This is a genomic window from Rhodophyticola sp. SM2404 (genome assembly GCF_053570515.1).
Genome location: NZ_JBSEDL010000001.1, coordinates 144,414 through 162,708, shown reverse-complemented (window position 1 = coordinate 162,708; position 18,295 = coordinate 144,414). Strand labels below are relative to the sequence as shown.

The 18,295-nt window shown below is 56.0% G+C and carries 20 protein-coding genes; 8 read left to right on the top strand and 12 right to left on the bottom strand.

Annotated features, from left to right (window positions below; translation table 11 throughout):
• Positions 1-127: 127 nt before the first annotated feature.
• A complete protein-coding gene (locus ACTYEO_RS00800; protein WP_449321809.1) occupies positions 128-541 on the bottom strand; it encodes a DUF4864 domain-containing protein in 414 nt (137 codons plus the stop codon).
• 77 nt (positions 542-618) lie between these two features.
• Complete coding sequence (locus tag ACTYEO_RS00795) at positions 619-2,202, bottom strand: lysine--tRNA ligase (RefSeq protein ID WP_449321808.1); 1,584 nt, start codon at positions 2,200-2,202, stop codon at positions 619-621.
• Between the two features lie 117 nt (positions 2,203-2,319).
• Between ACTYEO_RS00795 and ACTYEO_RS00790 the strand changes: the two genes are divergently transcribed.
• The gene (locus tag ACTYEO_RS00790) at positions 2,320-2,739 is read left to right on the top strand and encodes a tellurite resistance TerB family protein (protein WP_449321807.1); all 420 of its coding nucleotides are present in this window, start codon (positions 2,320-2,322) and stop codon (positions 2,737-2,739) included.
• Positions 2,740-2,743: 4 nt separating this feature from the next.
• On the opposite strand, the gene dacB is transcribed toward ACTYEO_RS00790, so the two are convergent.
• Both dacB and ACTYEO_RS00780 read right to left on the bottom strand, forming a co-directional pair.
• A complete protein-coding gene (gene dacB, locus ACTYEO_RS00785; protein ID WP_449321806.1) occupies positions 2,744-4,225 on the bottom strand; it encodes a D-alanyl-D-alanine carboxypeptidase/D-alanyl-D-alanine endopeptidase in 1,482 nt (493 codons plus the stop codon).
• A gap of 80 nt (positions 4,226-4,305) precedes the next feature.
• Positions 4,306-4,944, bottom strand: coding sequence for a nicotinate-nucleotide adenylyltransferase (locus ACTYEO_RS00780; protein ID WP_449322207.1), 639 nt, complete (start codon positions 4,942-4,944; stop codon positions 4,306-4,308).
• A gap of 115 nt (positions 4,945-5,059) precedes the next feature.
• Here ACTYEO_RS00780 and ettA point away from each other — a divergent pair, with 115 nt between their 5' ends.
• On the top strand, positions 5,060-6,715 hold the full coding sequence (gene ettA, locus ACTYEO_RS00775; RefSeq protein WP_449321805.1) for an energy-dependent translational throttle protein EttA: 1,656 nt from the start codon (positions 5,060-5,062) through the stop codon (positions 6,713-6,715).
• 304 nt (positions 6,716-7,019) lie between these two features.
• Here the strand turns inward: ettA and ACTYEO_RS00770 are convergent, their stop codons facing one another.
• The 4 genes from ACTYEO_RS00770 to ACTYEO_RS00755 all read right to left on the bottom strand — a co-directional run bounded on the left by ACTYEO_RS00770 (position 7,020) and on the right by ACTYEO_RS00755 (position 9,796).
• Positions 7,020-7,430, bottom strand: coding sequence for a GFA family protein (locus ACTYEO_RS00770; RefSeq protein WP_449321804.1), 411 nt, complete (start codon positions 7,428-7,430; stop codon positions 7,020-7,022).
• Between the two features lie 37 nt (positions 7,431-7,467).
• Complete coding sequence (locus ACTYEO_RS00765; RefSeq protein ID WP_449321803.1) at positions 7,468-8,382, bottom strand: AEC family transporter; 915 nt, start codon at positions 8,380-8,382, stop codon at positions 7,468-7,470.
• 64 nt (positions 8,383-8,446) lie between these two features.
• Entirely contained in the window at positions 8,447-9,184 is a 738-nt protein-coding gene (locus tag ACTYEO_RS00760) for an SDR family NAD(P)-dependent oxidoreductase (protein WP_449321802.1), read from the bottom strand.
• A gap of 9 nt (positions 9,185-9,193) precedes the next feature.
• Entirely contained in the window at positions 9,194-9,796 is a 603-nt protein-coding gene (locus ACTYEO_RS00755; protein WP_449321801.1) for a glutathione S-transferase family protein, read from the bottom strand.
• A 91-nt stretch (positions 9,797-9,887) separates the two neighbouring features.
• On the opposite strand from ACTYEO_RS00755, the gene ACTYEO_RS00750 reads away from it, so the two are divergent.
• Positions 9,888-10,367 carry a winged helix-turn-helix transcriptional regulator gene (locus ACTYEO_RS00750; RefSeq protein WP_449321800.1) on the top strand — a complete coding sequence of 160 codons (480 nt, stop codon included), beginning with the start codon at positions 9,888-9,890 and terminating at the stop codon, positions 10,365-10,367.
• 21 nt (positions 10,368-10,388) lie between these two features.
• Positions 10,389-11,099, top strand: a complete 711-nt coding sequence (locus ACTYEO_RS00745) for an enoyl-CoA hydratase/isomerase family protein (RefSeq protein WP_449321799.1) — start codon at positions 10,389-10,391, stop codon at positions 11,097-11,099.
• Positions 11,100-11,535: 436 nt separating this feature from the next.
• Here ACTYEO_RS00745 and ACTYEO_RS00740 read toward each other — a convergent pair whose 3' ends face one another.
• Positions 11,536-11,946, bottom strand: coding sequence for a PaaI family thioesterase (locus tag ACTYEO_RS00740; protein ID WP_449321798.1), 411 nt, complete (start codon positions 11,944-11,946; stop codon positions 11,536-11,538).
• Positions 11,947-12,523: 577 nt separating this feature from the next.
• On the opposite strand from ACTYEO_RS00740, the gene ACTYEO_RS00735 reads away from it, so the two are divergent.
• Together ACTYEO_RS00735 and ACTYEO_RS00730 are read left to right on the top strand one after the other, a co-directional pair.
• The gene (locus ACTYEO_RS00735; RefSeq protein ID WP_449321797.1) at positions 12,524-13,030 is read left to right on the top strand and encodes a hypothetical protein; all 507 of its coding nucleotides are present in this window, start codon (positions 12,524-12,526) and stop codon (positions 13,028-13,030) included.
• A gap of 17 nt (positions 13,031-13,047) precedes the next feature.
• Positions 13,048-13,374, top strand: coding sequence for a nuclear transport factor 2 family protein (locus tag ACTYEO_RS00730; RefSeq protein ID WP_449321796.1), 327 nt, complete (start codon positions 13,048-13,050; stop codon positions 13,372-13,374).
• Between the two features lie 123 nt (positions 13,375-13,497).
• Here the strand turns inward: ACTYEO_RS00730 and ACTYEO_RS00725 are convergent, their stop codons facing one another.
• Positions 13,498-14,118 (bottom strand): IS6 family transposase, encoded by a 621-nt coding sequence (locus ACTYEO_RS00725; RefSeq protein ID WP_449322206.1) that lies wholly within the window; start codon positions 14,116-14,118, stop codon positions 13,498-13,500.
• On the opposite strand from ACTYEO_RS00725, the gene ACTYEO_RS00720 reads away from it, so the two are divergent.
• Positions 14,041-14,364: a hypothetical protein gene (locus tag ACTYEO_RS00720; RefSeq protein WP_449322229.1), complete on the top strand. Its 324-nt coding sequence runs from the start codon at positions 14,041-14,043 to the stop codon at positions 14,362-14,364. The genes ACTYEO_RS00725 and ACTYEO_RS00720 overlap by 78 nt on opposite strands.
• A gap of 192 nt (positions 14,365-14,556) precedes the next feature.
• On the opposite strand, the gene ACTYEO_RS00715 is transcribed toward ACTYEO_RS00720, so the two are convergent.
• On the bottom strand, positions 14,557-14,709 hold the full coding sequence (locus ACTYEO_RS00715) for a hypothetical protein (RefSeq protein WP_449321795.1): 153 nt from the start codon (positions 14,707-14,709) through the stop codon (positions 14,557-14,559).
• 133 nt (positions 14,710-14,842) lie between these two features.
• On the opposite strand from ACTYEO_RS00715, the gene ACTYEO_RS00710 reads away from it, so the two are divergent.
• Positions 14,843-15,364 carry a DUF4329 domain-containing protein gene (locus ACTYEO_RS00710; RefSeq protein ID WP_449321794.1) on the top strand — a complete coding sequence of 174 codons (522 nt, stop codon included), beginning with the start codon at positions 14,843-14,845 and terminating at the stop codon, positions 15,362-15,364.
• 39 nt (positions 15,365-15,403) lie between these two features.
• On the opposite strand, the gene gcvP is transcribed toward ACTYEO_RS00710, so the two are convergent.
• Complete coding sequence (gene gcvP / locus ACTYEO_RS00705) at positions 15,404-18,241, bottom strand: aminomethyl-transferring glycine dehydrogenase (RefSeq protein ID WP_449321793.1); 2,838 nt, start codon at positions 18,239-18,241, stop codon at positions 15,404-15,406.
• Positions 18,242-18,295 lie beyond the last annotated feature (54 nt).

Here is an 18,295-nt window from a genome sequence, read left to right as displayed (position 1 = left end):
GCCCGCAACGAAAAGTGTGAGGGCCAGCAAGGCATCCTCATTTGTTGCAGTTTTCGAAAAGTGACCAAGCAGCATTGCCAAAGGGTCGCTTGGCGAAAGGCGTTAGACCAAACTGGTTAAGATGGCGTTAAACACCAATGCCGGGTGCGCGCAGCAATTGCACACCATTGACGAGCCAACCCGCTTCGGTTTCAATCATCTGATAGGCGAGAATATGGGCCCGCCCTGCCCTATCGATGACCTGCACCCGCTGCACGGTCACGCCGCCAAGGGTTTGAAGATCAACAAACTCGACATCGGCAGGCCGCCACACCATGGGGTAGCCCCCCTCGACCATTCTGCCGAAATTCTCGGGCGTTCTGAACAGGCGCTGGATATTGGGGCTGGCGAATTGCCAAGCCGCTTCGACATCATCCAGCAAGAAGGCCTCAAGCTGGTTCTGGATCGTGCTCTCGATATCCGCGTTCGGGGCGAGCCTCTCTTGGGCATGCGCCAAGCCAGCTGCCAAGCTGCATATCACTACAAGAAAAAACCGCCGCATCTGAACCTCCACGCGTCACTGTTACAAAGTGAAACGTAGAAGCCCAAAGCTGGCGGTCAATTCACAGCCATGTCAAATCAGGCCTTCACAAGCTTGCCTGCAAGGCCATCCTCGATCAAAGCTATGGTCTCTGGGACGCCGTAAAGCGCGATGAAACCGCCGAAACGTGGGCCTTGGCTTGCTCCCATCAGCACTTCGTAAAGCGCCTTGAACCAATCACGCAGAGGGTCGAACCCGTGGTCCTTGCCAACAGCGAAAACGATGGTCTGAAGGGCTTCATCCTCCAGCCCACCATCATAGGCTTTCAGCCGCTCGACCAAATCCTGCATCGCTGCACGCTCTTTTTCATCGGCGGGGCGGAAGGTTTTGTTCGGTTTCACGAAGTCATTGTAATAGCGTACAGCAAAACCCGCCGCCTGATCCAGATCAGGGTTCGTCTCGGCTGACGCCTCGGGCGCGTAGCGGCGGATGAAGCCCCAAAGGGTCTCCTTATCCTCGGCACCTGAGACGCTGGCAAGGTTGAGCAGCATCGCAAAGGACACAACCATCGTCGAGACAGGCACCTCACCATTATGGATATGATGGACAGGGTTGGCCAATTGCTGCGTGGCGTCTTGCGTGTGATAGGCCCGCAATTGCTGGTGATATTCATCAACGGCCTTCGGGATGACATCAAAATACATCCGCTTGGCGGTCTTGGGCTTGAGATACATGAAATAGCTCAAGCTTTCAGTAGAGGCATAGCTCAGCCATTCATCAATCGAGATACCATTGCCCGACGATTTGGAGATTTTCTGCCCCTGATCATCAAGGAACAATTCATAGGTGAAATGCGCAGGCGCAGGCGCACCCAAAATACGGCAGATCGCATCATAGATCGGCGTATTGGTCGAATGGTCCTTGCCATACATCTCAAAATCGACACCCAAAGCGGCCCAACGCGCGCCGAAATCAGGCTTCCATTGCAGCTTTACGTTTCCGCCCGTCACAGGGAGCGTCCATTCGCGCCCGTCTTCATCATCGAAGGTGATCGTATAATCTGTTGCATTCACCTCCTTCATCGGCACGTAAAGCACACGCCCCGTTTCGGGATGGATCGGCAGGAAGATCGAATAGGTCTGGCGGCGCTCCTCCCGAAGGGATTTCAACATGACCTTCATGATCGCGTCATATTGCTCAACGGCGCGTTTCAGAACCTCGTCGAACTGGCCCGATTTGTAGAATTCGGTCGCGGAATAGAATTCATAGTCAAAGCCAAAAGTATCAAGGAACCGCCGCAGCATCGCGTTATTGTGATCGCCAAAACTGTCATGGGTCCCGAAAGGATCAGGCACGCTGGTCAGCGGTTTTTGCAAATGCTCCTGCAACATCTCTTGGTCCGGCACATTGCCTGGAACCTTGCGCATGCCGTCCAGATCATCTGAGAAACAGATCAGGCGCGTTGGAATATCCGAGATAAGCTCGAATGCGTTGCGGATCATGGTGGTGCGCAAAACCTCTCCAAAAGTGCCAATATGCGGCAGGCCCGAGGGGCCATAGCCCGTCTCGAACAGCACATAACCCTTTTCGGGCGGGGCTTTCTCGTAACGTTTGAGAACAGCACGCGCCTCTTCAAAGGGCCAAGCTTTGGAGTTCATCGCAACGTCACGCAAATCCGACATTTTCCTCATCCATTCTTTTTCAGCAGCACCTTGCCGCATGGGCTGTGCACCTATTGCGGCTAGGCCTCGGGGTCAATATTCTCTAAGCATTCAGTTAGCCCTCCAAGGAGAGAGATTATGAGTTCGACAACAAGCCTTTCATCCCAAGATGCCCTTGTTGCCCTCATGGTGGCGGTCTCTGCCTCGGATGAACGGATCGGCACGGCCGAACTGGTCGCGATTGAACAGATCGTCAATCATATGCCCATTTTCGCGGATTATGATGCCGACCGCATGCGCCGTGCATCGGCCATGGTGTTCGAGCTGTTCGAGGATGAAGACGGGTTGGATGCCTTTTTTGGCCTGATCAAAACAGCCCTGCCCGAACGCCTGAACGAAACGGCATATGCATTGGCCTGTGATGTTGCCGCCGCTGATGGCCTTCTCGGCCAGTCCGAGCTGCAAATGCTGATGGAAATCCGCTATCAGCTCGATATTGACCGCCTTGCCGCCGCAGCGATTGAACGTGGCGCGCGGGCGCGTCACATGACGCTCTGATCGGCTAGCCGTAAACTCCAGCCCATCGCTCAATCAAGCTTTGCTGAAGCCGCCTTGCGCGGCGGCTATAACTGCGGCCTCCTGGGGGGCGCTCTACCTCGTCGGGGTTCAGCGCCTCGCGCCTTGGAAGATCGGCGCAGAACACCGCAAAAGCGATCACACGACCAGTCGGGGCCTGCGCATAGCCTGCCAGTGCCGAGACGAAGTTCAATGTGCCCGTTTTGGCCGAGACCTGAACGGGGTGATCGGAAACCGCAGCTCCATCGGCATCCCGCATGACATGATTGCGCATCAAACCCCGCAACGCCCCCTCGGGCCCTGCCGCAATCAGGCATCGCACCATATCGGCGGCCGTTATTCGGCTGTCAGGCCCAAGCCCCGAATGATCAACAAAAGCAGGCCGCCGCGCACCCAGGCGCTGCGCCATCCAATCCGACATCATGCCTGCCGATTGTGTCAGGGTTTCAGGCTGTGCCCCGCCGGCAATACTGGCCGACAAGCCCAATGTTTCGGCGGTAAGATTGGTCGACCATCTCAACATATCGCGCGTGATCTCATCCAAGGGCGGGCTTGTCTGATCTACCATCACCAAGCCATCCGGCGGGGCGATCGCGGCAATATCAGGCCCGTCCAGAACAATCCCATGCGAGCGCGCCAGAATTTGGAATACCTCGGCGGCATAGAGCGCAGGGTCACGAACAGGCAGCCAGCGCGACCCGCCATTTCCCAAAGCCGCGCGGGCGACCGTCCAATTCTCACGCCCCTCAGCCGCGTCATAGGTATAGACGGGCGCGTCCCGATCAGCCACGCGCATCCTTTGCCGCGTCACACCGGGCCTGATCCGTTCCGAGCGCGCATCCATCCTGACGGTATAATCCCCTGCCTCACGCAGCCATTCGAAATGCACGCGATTGAAATTTAGGTTCAGCCCCGAAATCGCGGGGTTATAGCCGACATGATCAGGCTGGGAGGAGTCGATCTCATAGATATAGGGCAAGGCGGTGGAGACCACTTTCAACCGCCCCGTTACTTCGCGCAAACCAGTCGCCCTGAGCGCGCGGGCCATGTCATTGATCTTGTCGGTATCAAGAACAGGGTCGCCACTGCCGATCAGATAGAGATCACCGCGCAGCCGCCCGTTCTCGATCACGCCATCGGCCTGAATCTGCGATCTGAACCGATGCCCCGCCCCGAGCTTGTCCAGCGCATAGAGCGCAGTCATCGCCTTGGCAGTGCTCGCAGGCGGCATTGGCAAGACGGGGTTATATACCTCCAAGACCTCGCCCGTGCGCGCATCTGCCGCCAAGGCCGAGACACGCCCGCCCAAAGCGGCTTCGGCAACCAATCCCTCGACGGAAGGAAAGCGGCGCAAGCCGATTGCGTCAGGTCGCAGGAATGGCCTTGGCGATATCTCGGGCGGCGCGGCCCAAGCCTGCCCCGCCGTCACAGCGGCTGCGCCCGCCAAGAACTCACGCCTTGAAACCATTCGTTTTCGACCTTTCCCCAACAGGTGCAACTAAAGCGCAGCTGGGAAAATGGCTCAAGCCCTTCTCATAGAGTAATGGACTAGCGCACCCAATCCCCCTGCGCCCGAATACGAGTGGAGGACATATTAACCATCGGCATATTCAGAAAACACCAAGCGGGCGTATCCGAGAAGGCCAGCCGATCAGCCGCCAAAGCGGGCAGTTTGTATTCGCGGTAGACCTGCGCGGCCTTGCCCATCCGCGCCGAAATTCGCTGACCGGGGCGGGCCAAAACACCGACCGGCACGGTTTCCATGATCCAGTCCCAATCCTGCCAGAGATGGAATTGCGCCAGATTATCGGCCCCCATCAACCAGACAAACCGCACACCTGGATAAAGCGCAATCAGGCGGCGCAGGGTTTCAGCCGTAAAACGGGTCTGCAGGCGGGCCTCCAGATCGGTAACCTCAATGCGGGGGTGCTTTACCAAATCGCGCGCGGCCTGCATGCGGCGGTCCAACGGGGCGGGCCCTTCGGATTTGAGCGGGTTTCCAGGACTCACAAGCCACCAGACACGATCAAGCCCGAAGCGTTTGAGCGCTTCACGACTAACATGCACGTGGCCCGCATGCGGCGGATCAAAAGACCCTCCAAACAGGCCCACGCTCATCCCGTGGCGGGCATATGGCAATCCGTGGCGCAAAACGGCCCTCCAACTTTCATCACGCGGCTCTAACATGCGGATAAACTCTCGCAAAGCGGGGAGTGGAAAAACACCACCGCGCCCGATTGCCCCCAAGCCCGCAGACGCATACATATCGAGAAATTGAATTTACCCGACGGAGCAAGATCACATGGCCTCGTATCAGTATGTCTATCACATGGATGGTGTCTCCAAGACCTATCCCGGCGGCAAGAAATGCTTTGAAAATATCCGCCTGAGCTTTTTGCCAGGTGTGAAAATCGGTGTCGTTGGCGTCAACGGTGCGGGTAAATCCACGCTGCTGCGGATCATAGCAGGCTGGGACAAGGATTTCAGCGGCGAAGCTTGGGCAGCAAAAGATGCCAAAGTCGGTTACCTCCCGCAGGAGCCGCAGCTCGATGAAACGCTGTGCGTGCGGGACAATGTCATGCTCGGTGTGGCCGAGAAGAAAGCCAAGCTTGATCGTTTCAACGAATTGGCCATGAACTATTCCGACGAGACCGCCGATGAGATGGCAGCCCTTCAGGACGAGATCGACAGCAACAACCTGTGGGATCTCGACAGTCAGGTTGATGTCGCGATGGAGGCCCTGCGCTGCCCCCCAGATGAGGCGATGCCCGCCAATCTTTCGGGTGGTGAAGCGCGCCGTGTTGCGCTGTGTAAATTGCTGCTCGAAGCGCCTGACATGCTGCTGCTCGACGAACCGACCAACCACCTTGATGCGGAAACCATCGCGTGGCTTCAGCAACATTTGATCGACTATAAGGGCACCATCCTTTGCGTCACGCATGACCGTTATTTCCTTGACGATATCACTGGCTGGATTCTGGAACTCGATCGCGGGCGCGGTATTCCCTATGAGGGGAATTACTCCGCTTGGCTGGAACAAAAAGCCAAACGCCTTGAGCAGGAAGCCCGTGAGGACAGCTCGCGCCAGAAGACGCTTGAGCGCGAACTTGAATGGATCAGGCAAGGTGCCAAGGCCCGTCAGGCGAAGCAGAAGGCGCGTATCAACGCCTATGAGGATCTGGCCTCGCAATCCGAGCGCGACAAGATCACCCGCGCGCAGATCGTCATCCCCAATGGTCCGCGCTTGGGCCAGAAGGTGATCGAGGTTGAAAACCTCAAAAAGGGCTATGACGACAAATTGCTGATCGAAGACCTCAGCTTTGCGCTGCCTCCGGGTGGTATTGTTGGTGTGATCGGTCCGAACGGCGCGGGTAAATCCACGCTGTTCCGCATGCTCACCGAGAACGAGACGCCTGATGGCGGCACGTTGGAATATGGTGATACGGTGAAACTCGCCTATGTCGACCAATCCCGCGACGCACTCGACCCGAACACCACCGTTTGGGAGGAAATCTCGGGCGGCGCGGAAGTGATCGAACTGGGCGATGCCTCGATGAACAGCCGCGCCTATTGCTCGGCTTTCAACTTCAAAGGCGGCGATCAGCAAAAGAAGGTGGGGCTTTTGTCAGGCGGTGAACGCAACCGCGTGCATATGGCCAAACTGCTGAAATCCGGCGGCAATGTGTTGCTGCTCGACGAACCGACCAACGATCTCGACGTCGAAACCCTGCGTGCGCTGGAAGATGCTTTGACCGATTTTGCAGGCTGCGCCGTGGTGATCAGCCACGACCGTTTCTTCCTTGACCGTATCTGCACCCATATCCTTGCCTTCGAGGGCGAGGCGCATGTGGAATGGTTTGAAGGTGGCTTCACCGATTACGAAGAAGACAAAAAGCGCCGCCTTGGCGCAGATGCGCTGGAACCAAAGCGGGTCAAATACAAAAAATTCGTGCGCTAGGCTGGCTCAGCGAAGCTGATAGAAAGGGCCGCTCTGAATGGGGCGGCCTTTTTGTGTAGGTGATACGCACCACGCCGCAAATGGCTGGTTTGAGCCCTTTCCGGACATGTCCAGCCTTTATGTCTCGGCTCAGTCCAACTTCGGGACTCTGAAACGGTTTTCTACGCTCCACCTGCGACCCAATATCAATGACATCAAATGCGCAATTCGCAAATGGCGCGGGTCCGCAACAAGGAAAACCGAATACTCGCGGGGCGTGTTCGGAGTTATCTGCTTCAGAAAGCCTTCGCGGCATAGGTTCCTGTCAGGGCGTCGTATCGGATTTGGGAAGGATCGGATCCATGACATCCCAAGGCTGTGCGCTTTTAACAAAGATGTCACGGCTGGGGGTATACCAACTCGGATCGTCCAGACTTCCTGCATAGACCACAATCGCACCCTCGCCAGCGCCGTTGATCAGGAACAATGGCGACCCGCATGTCGCACAGAAGCCTCGGCGCATGGCATGTCCACGATCGGCGGGGCGTTCAAACCAGCTTGGCTCACCCTTCTCGATTTTGAAGTCGGATTGCTTAACCAGAACCGCGGGGAAATAGGCACCTCCGGTGGCCTGCTGACAATGGCGGCAATGACAGTTGCCCATGTAGCGTGCAGGACCTGAAGATGTGTAGCGGATCGCACCGCAGGCACAGCCTCCTGAAAAACTATCTGTCATATTTTCTCCTTGCTACAATTTTCATTTGTCTGCCGCATTACAGCGCGGCCGCCAGTGTGACTGTCACCAGCGACCCTATCGAAGAATAGAGAATGGCCCGGGCGATGGCGTCAACCAGCACGCCATAGTTCAGCGCCAGCATGAAGGCCATGACCCCGCAGGGCGCGGCTGCGACCATCATGGCAGGGTTGCGCACCTCGGGCGTCAGTTGCAGCACCCCGGCAAAGATGGCCCAGGCCAGCAATGGGTGAACGACCAGCTTCACACCGGTTATGGCCACCGGCAACATGGGGCGGGCGCCGCTAGCCTTCTGGCTCAGAATAACGCCAAGCGCGAACAACAGCACAGGCGAGGCTGTCGCGCCCAAGAAGTCCGCGAAGACATCAAAGCCTGTGGGTACCGAGACGCCCAACAGTCCGATCACCAAGCCAAGCACCATGGCAACCAGCGGCGGATTTCGCGTGATCTTTCCCAGCGTGTGCCCAAGAGAGGCACCTTTGGTGGACAGGACGTCCATCAGGATCAAAGAACCGCTGAAAATCAGGATTCCGTCCATGGAAATGATCGCGACAATCGGCATCGCGGCGGTCTCTCCGAACAGGGTGACCGCAATCGGCAGAACGAAGAGGATATGGTTGCTCAGGGCGATGGCCAGGCCCAGAAGGGCGGCCTCCATAACATCGGTTTTGAAGACCCGCCGCGCGATCAGAAATCCGACCGCATACGTCACCACTTCGGTGACGAAATACCCACCCAGCATGGCAAAGTTGAACTCTGCCAGCGGGGCATTGGCCAGCAATTGAAACCCCAGTGCGGGCATGGCGACAAACATCACAAATTTGTTCAGGGCCATGGCCATGTTGAAATCGAAAGTGCCGCGCAGGCCAAACACGTAGCCAAGCGCGCCAATCCCAAACACCGGCAGCACTCCGTTCAGCAATTGGTCGAGCATGGCGTCTCTTTCTGCTTGTCTGGTGGAAGACCGGCCTGTCTGGAACCGCACAGGCTGTCAGCTGTCACCATGTTTCGGCGAAGGGGCGGATATCCAGTTCGTGGGTCCAGCCGTCGCGCGTCTGGTGGTGCAGGGTCCAATAGGCTTCGGCAATGCTGTCTGGGTTCATCAGCGTATCCGGGGGCAGGGTATCGGGATCATTGCCCGCTTGTCGGACCCGGTCGCGGACAAAGGCGGTGTCGACGCCTGCATCAATGACCAAGTGCGCGACATGGATGTTTTCGGGGCCCAACTCGCGCGCCATGGACTGCGCCAGCCCGCGCAGCGCAAATTTGCCAGAAGCAAAGGCAGCATATCCCGCACTGCCACGGACTGAGGCCGTTGCCCCGGTGAAAAAGATCGAGCCTTTCTGTCGCTCCACCATATATTTCGCCGCTTCACGCCCCGAAAGAAACGCAGCATAGGCGCACATTTCCCACACCTTGCGAAAGACGCGCTCGGTTGTGTCCAGAATGGGGAACCGCACATTGCCGCCGACATTGAAGATGCAGATCTCTATCGGTCCGATCTCGGCCTCGACCATTGCGAACATCTCGGTCGCGGTCTCTTCCTTGCGGGCATCCCAAGTGAACCCCTGGGCGCTGCCGCCTTCTGCTTCGATATCGGCGATCAGTGGGGCAAACAATTCCCCTCGGCGGCGGCCCATCACGACATGAAACCCACCTTTGGCAAAACGCCTAGCGATGGCAGCACCGATGTAGTCTCCGGCACCGATGATCAGACAGATGGGCTTTGCGTTCATATAGTAACTCTATTCCGCTTCTGCCGTCTGAAAGGCGGGCCGGGCCTCTAGTCGATCCGCGTATGCTGAGAGGTTCGGCAGGCTTTCGAACGCCGCACCAAGGCGGCGCGACATGACGACGGCGTGTCCGGTGATAGTATCCGCAACCGTGAAATCCCCGGCGAGAAAGTCACGCCCTTCCATATGATGCTCGACCGCCGCGAGCGTGCGGTTCAAAAGCTTGAGCGCGCGCATCGCGATCTCATCGTTGCGCCGTTCAGGGGGGAGAAGGATGGTTTCGACCACATAGTTGTTGATCGGTGGCATTATCATGCCCTCGGCATAGTGCAGCCATTGCAGGTATTCGGCAAAGTTCTTGGCGTCAGGTGCAGCAGCCAAGTTGGGTGCATATTTGGCCGCCAGATACTGTGCAATAGCGGTGCTTTCGCTGATCGTAATATCGCCATCAACCAGTGTGGGCACCCTGCCATTAGGGTTGATCGCCGTGTAGTCCGGACCGCGCATTTTTTTCTGGCCCAATGTGAATTTCACTAGCGCATAAGGCTGACCCATTTCTTCAAGCAGCCAAACCGTCCGCACGGCGCGTGACTGTGGGGCAAAATAGACTTTCATTTAAGGCCTCTCGAATATGCGACGGGATTTGTTGACAACCAGGAGACTTCAACTTTAACAGTTAGTCAATTTGAAAAAGAAGTGACTATTGATGAGCCGCTCTAACCTTCCGTCGCACACCTGCACCATCGCGCGCGCCGTTGCGCAAGTCGGCGATGAATGGACGCTTCTGATTGTGCGGGAAATGTTCCTTGGGACTCGACGCTTTGACGATTTCTTACGCCTTATGGGCATGTCATCTCACCTTTTGACGCGACGTCTAAAGAAGCTGGAAGCAGAAGGGGTGATCCGCCGCGCGCCATATTCAGAACGCCCGCCACGTTATGAATACCACCTGACCGAAAAAGGGCTCGACCTGTGGGCGGTGATCATCGCGTTAAAGCAATGGGGCGATCGCTGGTTGGGCACGGATGACACCCCTGTGCATATCACGCACATCGCCTGCGGCAAGGTTGTCAGGCCCCATATGACCTGCCCGGATTGCAGCGAGCGCATAGAGGCCCACGACGCCGAAGCCCAGCTTTCGCACAGTTTTGAATTGGAACGACAGGCCGCAAGGCGTGCGCAGTAAAATCTGCCAAAGGTCAAACATATGGATTATGAAACACTTCGCTTCGAGATTGCCGACGGCATTGCGACAATCACTTTGGACCGTAAGGACAACGCGGCCAACGCACTGAACGCGCGGATGGCCGAAGAGCTGTTTGATGTCGGTTTACGTTGCGGTGCGCCCGACGTGCGCGCCGTGATCGTTACCGCCACGGGCAAGATGTTCTGCGGCGGCGGTGATCTAGCTGAAATGGATGCCGCAGCCGACAAACACGCGCATCTGACCCGAATGGCAACGATGCTGCATGCAGGTCTGATCCGGCTTACCCGGATCGATGCGACGGTCATCATGGCGGTGAACGGCACCGCGGGCGGTGGTGGATTCTCTGTCGTCCTATCTGGCGATTTTGTCATCGCGTCGGACAAGGCTAAGTTTGTCGCCGCCTATACGTCCTCGGGTCTGACACGGGACGGATCGTCGACCTACTACCTTGCGAAACAGGTCGGGTTGCTGCGAGCAAAAGAGCTGATGCTGACAAATCGCGTCCTGACAGCTGACGAGGCTCAGGCCTGGGGCCTGGTCAACAAGGTGGTCCCGACAGAGACCGTGATAGACGGAGCTCGAGCAATGGCGCAATGCATCGGCACCGGGCCGACCACGGCTTTTGACGGTTTAAAAAGACTTCTGGACACGGCATTTTCATATAGTTGGAAACCCAGCTGGATCGCGAGACGCGCTCTATCGCCGACATGATGCGCACAACGGATGGTCCTGCCGGGATCGCGGCTTTCCTGGCCAAGGAGACGCCCCGGTTCGAGGGGGAGTGATCCGGTCTTGAGCGACAGTGTATCGGGCAACGTTTCAAACATCGATAGGGGGCAGTAAGGTGCTGTCAAACCAATTCGAACCAGTCTCAGTTTACCTCAGAACGCGTGAACTTATCCGGAACACAGCTGGCGCCACTCAGTAAGAGCAGCGAGTCGATAATACTTGAATGTGCCTCGTACGTGCAAATGGCTTGATTGATAATCTCCGGGCTCGTTTTGAAAGAGCGGAACGGGGAGCATGTTGTCATACAGCAACGCTATGTGACCAACCTGCCCGCCTAAAGCTCGTTTTGTCTTACAGTGCCTACGCCACAGTTATGGCTCTGGCAGCGTTTCGTATGAATGTGGAAAGCTCTGTTGCATCAGGCCGGGATCATTGTCCCCTGCATGATTGCGACCTGCTTTCGCACTCCTTTAGTTTCAGAGAAAACTTCCGCCGTTGTGACGACCAGTCGACGTCCTGCCCGAACAACCCGGCCTTCGGCAAACAGCCAATCCCCCAAGATGGGCGACAGAAGGTTGATCTTCATTTCTACAGTCATGACTTCGGCATCTTCCGGCATAACTGAAAGAGCCGCATATCCTGCTGCCGAGTCGCCTAAGCCAAAAGCAAGCGCCGCGTGACCTGCCCCATGTTGTTGGCGCGCGACAGTAAGTATCGGCGCACGAATGACAACAAATCCTTCTTCAACAGCTTCAATCGAGGCTTCGAAGGTCTTCATAAGTGTCTGCTTGTCAAAACTGTTGCGGATCCGATCAGTGATAACTGCCATTGGTCAATACCCTTGTCTTAGTCGTTTAAAACTGCGCTACCATTTAATTGTCACGGAAAAGATGGTGAATACCGAAGTCGCTCTGCCCGCCTCAAGCTCGTCTTGTCTGACGGTGCTAGTCCGCACACTCTTAGAAAATTCTTAATAATACGCAATTAATTTCGGCTGACGATGCCACCATACCCTTTGTTGTGGGTAGAGATTAGGGTAGCGTAAGGCAGATCAATTATTCTGGAAATGGTTACAGTTACTTATGCAGAATACGTGGCGGTGCTGTCAGACCAATTCGATCCAGTCTCAGATTACCGCGGGACGCGTGAACTTATCCGGAACACAGCTGGCGCCACTCTGAGAATGCGGCTCTTCGATTTAGCTTGGAAGCGTCTAGTGAGTAGAAGTGGCCAGACAATTGCCGTGTCAGCACACGGGCACATAGCCGCGGAGGCGCCCGCGCGCGTGACATAAGTTTGGCGTGGAGCGTAACAACTCGTATCAAACCATTTACACGGGGAACTCTGATTTTGCTATGGGTTAACTCAGCTATAGCTTAGTTCTCCCACGCAAAATAAACAGTAAAATGATCCTTGTAGTAACTACTTCAATAAAGAGAGTAGATTTTAAAAAATTGAATAGTAGGCTTACTATAAATTCGATAGAATCACTGAAATGGAGACGAAAAATGCTTGGTGATAAGGCCGGATCAATGACTCTTCAGGAGAGCAGTAAGCCAATAGAATCTGGGCGATATGGATTACCTGCCATGGAGACAAGCACTGTTGGTGGCGGTAAATTGCTGGGCCATGATGTTCAGACGCAAGCAACATTTACGGCTCATATGAAGCCTGATGGTTCTTGGCTAGGCCATGCTCATGCAGGGGTTATATTTTGTGCAGAAGGTGTCGCCACATACAAATGTGATGGTGTTGGAAATATGACTGAAGCCGGTGGCGTTTCCTTTAGAGGCGGTGCCATCTTTGAAACGACGTCAGAAGCGTTATCTGAACTAAATGGTAAATATTACATGTTTACTTACGAGTCTGATCCAGATGGTAAAGCAGAATGGCATCTTTATCCCTGTAATTAAAAAAAAGTGGATTTAAAATGCTCTACGATAAACTAAGGACTGCATGGGAAAATTGTGATGTTGAGTCAGAAATGGCCCTTTATCACAGCGACTATGAATTTAAGTTTCACTCAACCGGCGATGTTATGAGGAAATCTGATATCAATCTTGATACTCGTATTGCGTTCATGAAAGCAGTCAAACAACACAATCATCGATGCATTTATGAAAACAATGATATTATGGTCGCTCACAACATAACCGATTTTCCAAATGGTACCACAGATGCAGTTATGATAGTGCATTTGAAGAAAGATGGGCTTATCTGGAGAACCGAGACAGGTTCGACACCAATACCTAAGTGACACATAAACACTCCAACTCGCCCAAACTTTGAGACAAACTGTCTAAGGTGCTGTCAGACTAATTCGAACTGGCCTCAGATTGCTGCGGAATGCAGGAACCTATGCTGAACAAAGCTGGCGCCACTAAGTAAGAGCCGCGGTGCGAATGAGTTTGAAAGTGTCTCGTGAGTAGAAGTGGCGCTCCTGGTTGAAATGGTTGTGGACTGATGAATGAACTGAGGCAAATTTCTGCAGGGACCGCATTTGCCTGAAGCGCAGCATCGCCCGTTCTCGTCGTCTAAACGGGAGGTGGGAATTCTCAGCCCGATTATTCAACCAGCGGCCAGTTTCTTGCCGGTTGTCGTTTCCTATAACTCGCATTGCGGCGCAATAAGACCGCAGTTTGTCAGTCACGATAATTTCAGGTTTGCCGCAACGCTTCATTGATTTCCTTAGGAATTTCAAAGCTGCCTCGCGGTCACGGCGCTTTGTCACATAGCTTTCCAGGACTTCTCCCTCATGGTCAACTGCCCGCCAGAGGTAGTGCGTCTCACCATTGATCTTCACAAACACCTCGTCCAAATGCCACTGCCAGTTCGAATAAGATCGCATCCGACTAACTCGGTTTCTTCGGATCTCAGCCGCGAACATTGGGCCAAATCTGTTCCACCAGAACCGAACTGTTTCATGGCTTACGTCGATGCCACATTCGTGCAGAAGATCTTCGACGTTGCGGAGCGAGAGCGGAAACCGAACGTACATCATGACCGCCAGGCGGATGATCTCAGGGCTCGTTTTGAAGTACCTAAATGGATTGGGTTTTGTCATCCAGCGAAGCTACGCAACCGCCCTGCCCGCCTCAAGTTAATTTGCTCTGACAGTACCATCGCCGAAGTTGTCCTGCCTCGCCTGTTTGCTGAATTGCCAACCATTCGTCTGGATGGCCCGACACAGATCGGCGGATGGGCATTCCGTGGTCCCACCAGCACGCCGGTTGCTTGGGGTGTTTAGCCTGCACCGTCAAAGCGGCCATTGGTGCAGCCGCAGCGAAATGGTACTATGTCCGCATAGCAGACCTCGGCGGTGACCACAGCGAACGGCCCGCCTCTTTCCTCAGGCAACTTCACTCCGCCACTCATTTATCAGTAGCAAAAAGGCCGCCCCCATCGGACCGACCTTCACATCGGGCAGAGGTCATTGCCCTCAGCCGAAGCGGAACTGGATGACTAGCAGAATTGGAATGATGAAAGCCGCCCAAAGGCAGAAGAACATCGCAGCACGCCCTGCATGGTTCCACATCTTCATTTCCCATTCATCATCGGTCTCGCGTGATTTGATGAGTTCGATCAGTGACATGCTCTTTCTCCCAATAATTTCCCCGTTTAAGGCCTGCCTTTAACGGTAGAGTTCGAAAGTCGAAAAGCAAGGTCTGGCGTCCTTGGCCATTTCATCTATCCTTGCACCAAAGCAATTCAGGGAGGCCCGCCCCATGCGCAGATTGATCGCAGCACTGGCACTGTTGGTATTTTCCAACACCGCAAACGCGCAAAGCGCCGAAGAAACCGAGTTCATGATTGCCTTGATGCATTCGATGAACCCCGCATCCATTCAGAATAACCGCGAGATTTGTGGCCATGTCCTGCGGGGGCCGAATGGCCGTATGACCAGCTCCAAGATATCTTGGGGCGGACCTGCCTCCTGCGCGTCCCTGCCCATTGCCCCTGGGGTTGAGGTTTTATCCTCATGGCATACCCATGCCGCTTGGGCCCCCAGCTATGATAATGAAGTGCCCTCGACCGTGGATGTCGAAGGCGATTTATCGCGGGGCATCAATGGTTGGGTCGGCACCCCGGGTGGGCGGCTATGGTTCATCAATGGGCAAACTGGCGATATGCATCAGGTCTGTGAGGAAGGCTGCCTTCCCGTGGATCCCAATATCGGTTTGGACGGCAACGCGCCTGTCGCCAAAAACTATACGCTTGAGGAGCTCTACACCCGTTTCGGACGCTGAGCCCATCTCGCAAGTTATTCCGCCTTCCCCCCCTTCGGCTTACTCCGCCGCGTCGAGGTATTCCTCTAGGGGTGGACAGGTGCAGATCAAGTGCCTGTCGCCATGAACATTATCCACGCGGTTCACGGGTGGCCAATATTTATCAACGCGGAACGCGCCTTCGGGAAAGCAGCCTTGCTCGCGCGAATAGGCGCGGTCCCATTCCCCCACAAGGTCTTCGACGGTATGGGGCGCATGCCGCAGCGGGCTTTGCTCGGCCGTGATCTTGCCTGCTTCCACCTCGGCGATTTCATCGCGGATCGCCAGCATCGCGTCGCAAAAACGGTCAATCTCGGCTTGGGTCTCGGATTCGGTGGGTTCAACCATCAAGGTGCCCGCAACGGGCCAGCTCATGGTTGGTGCGTGAAACCCGTTATCCATCAAGCGCTTGGCGATATCATCAACGGTAACGCCCGCCTCCGAGAAGCCGCGGCAATCCAGAATACATTCATGCGCGACATGATCGCTCTTGCCTGTGAACAGGATCGGATAGGCCTCGCTCAGCCGTGCCGCGATGTAATTGGCATTCAGGATTGCGACCTTGGTGGCCTGCGTAATCCCCTCGCCCCCCATCAGATGGATATAGGCATAGGAAATCGGCAGGATCGAGGCTGACCCGAACGGCGCACCCGAAACAGGGCCTTCCACGCCGCCCATCTCGGGATGGCCAGGCAGATAGGGGGCAAGATGCGCCTTAACACCAATCGGCCCCATGCCCGGCCCTCCGCCGCCATGTGGAATGCAGAAGGTCTTATGCAAGTTGAGGTGGCTGACATCGGCCCCAATCTCACCGGGTTTTGACAGGCCCACCATCGCATTAAGGTTGGCCCCATCGAGATACACCTGCCCGCCATGGGTATGGGTGATCTCGCAAACCTCACGCACCGTGCGCTCGAACACGCCATGGGTCGATGGATAGGTGATCATGCAAGCGGCCAGCCGATCGCCTGCTGCCGCTGCTTTCTCGCGGAAATCCTCAACATCGATGTCGCCATTCTCGGCGGCTTTCACCACCACCACTTGCATCCCGCACATCTGGGCCGAGGCAGGGTTGGTGCCATGCGCTGACACGGGAATAAGGCAAATATCACGCTCTTCGTCCCCGCGCGCCTTGTGATAGGCCGCAATCGTCAAAAGCCCCGCATATTCGCCCTGCGCGCCCGAATTTGGCTGCATCGACATCGCGTCATAGCCCGTGATCTCACACAGCTTCGCCGATAAATCCTCGAGCATTTCGGCATAGCCCTCGGCCTGATCAGCAGGCGCGAAGGGGTGCAAAGCTCCAAATTCCGGCCAAGTGATCGGCATCATCTCCACGGCGGCATTCAGTTTCATCGTGCAGGAGCCAAGCGGAATCATCGCACGATCAAGCGCCAGATCACGGTCCGACAGACGCCGCATATAGCGCATCATCTCGGATTCAGCTCGGTTCATGTGGAAAATCGGATGGCTCAAATAAGCGCTGTCGCGGTGCAGCGCGTCAGGGATGGCAGGCAAAATCTGCGGCCGCGCCAGCAGCACGCCAAAAGCGCGGCAAACCGCTTCAAGATGCGCCTCGGTTGTCACCTCATCCACGGATATACCGATGCGGTCCTGCCCGACATCGCGCAGATTGATCCCGCGTGCCACGGCGGCCGCCATGATCCGAGATTGCTTATCGCCGACATGCACGGTGATCGTGTCAAAAAAGCTCTCATTCTCGGGGGTAAAGCCGCCCGCCTGAAGGCTGGCCGCCAAACGCACAGCGTTCAAATGAACGCGCTGTGCAATGGCTTTCAGCCCCATCGGCCCATGAAACACAGCATAGAGCGAGGCCATCACCGCCAAAAGCGCCTGCGCCGTGCAGACATTGGAAGTCGCCTTTTCGCGGCGGATATGCTGCTCGCGGGTTTGCAGCGAAAGCCTATAGGCTTGATGCCCATGCGCATCCACCGACACCCCGACAAGCCGCCCCGGAAGATTGCGCTTATAAGCATCCTTGCAGGATATGAAGGCCGCATGGGGGCCACCATAGCCAAGCGGCACACCGAAACGCTGCGCGCTGCCCACGGCAATATCGGCCCCCATTGCACCGGGCTCCTTGATCAGCGTCAAAGCCAGCAGATCCGTGCAGACAATCCCGATCGCCTTGGCCTCATGGAGCGTTGCAATCTGGGCCGAAGGGTCGCTCAAGCCGCCAAAGGTTCCAGGGTATTGGAAGACCGCGCCAAAGACCTTATCCGCCTCCATGGCAGCAGGGTCCCCGACAATCACCTCGATGTCCAAAGGGGCCGCGCGCGTCTTGATCACCGCGATATTCTGCGGATGGCAGTTTTCATCCACGAAGAAAGCGCGCGCCTTCGATTTCGCCACACGCTGCGCCATCACCATCGCCTCGGCGCAGGCTGTCGCCTCATCCAGCAGCGAGGCATTGGCCACCTCCAGCCCCGTCAAATCCGCCACCATCGTTTGGAAGTTCAGCAAGGCCTCAAGGCGTCCTTGTGCAATCTCGGGCTGATAGGGGGTGTAGGCAGTGTACCAAGCAGGGTTTTCCAGCACATTGCGCTGGATCGCAGGAGGGGTGTGGGTGTTGTAATAGCCCTGCCCGATCATGCTCACCATGACCTTATTCTTGCCCCCGATCTCACGCATATGGGCGATCAGTTCCGCCTCGGACATGGCAGGCCAATCCAAGGGTTCTGCCTGTCTGATCGAGGTCGGAAGCGTCTGGTCAATCAAGTCGTCCAGATCGGCCGCTCCAACCCGTTCGAGCATCGCCTCCATTTCAGCAGGCGATGGTCCGATATGACGGCGGTTGCCGAAATCGGTGGGGTCATAATCGACAGGGGTCCATGGCATGGGGCGGGGTCCTTTGGCAAAAGTCACAACAGGCAAGACGGTCCAAAAACAGAT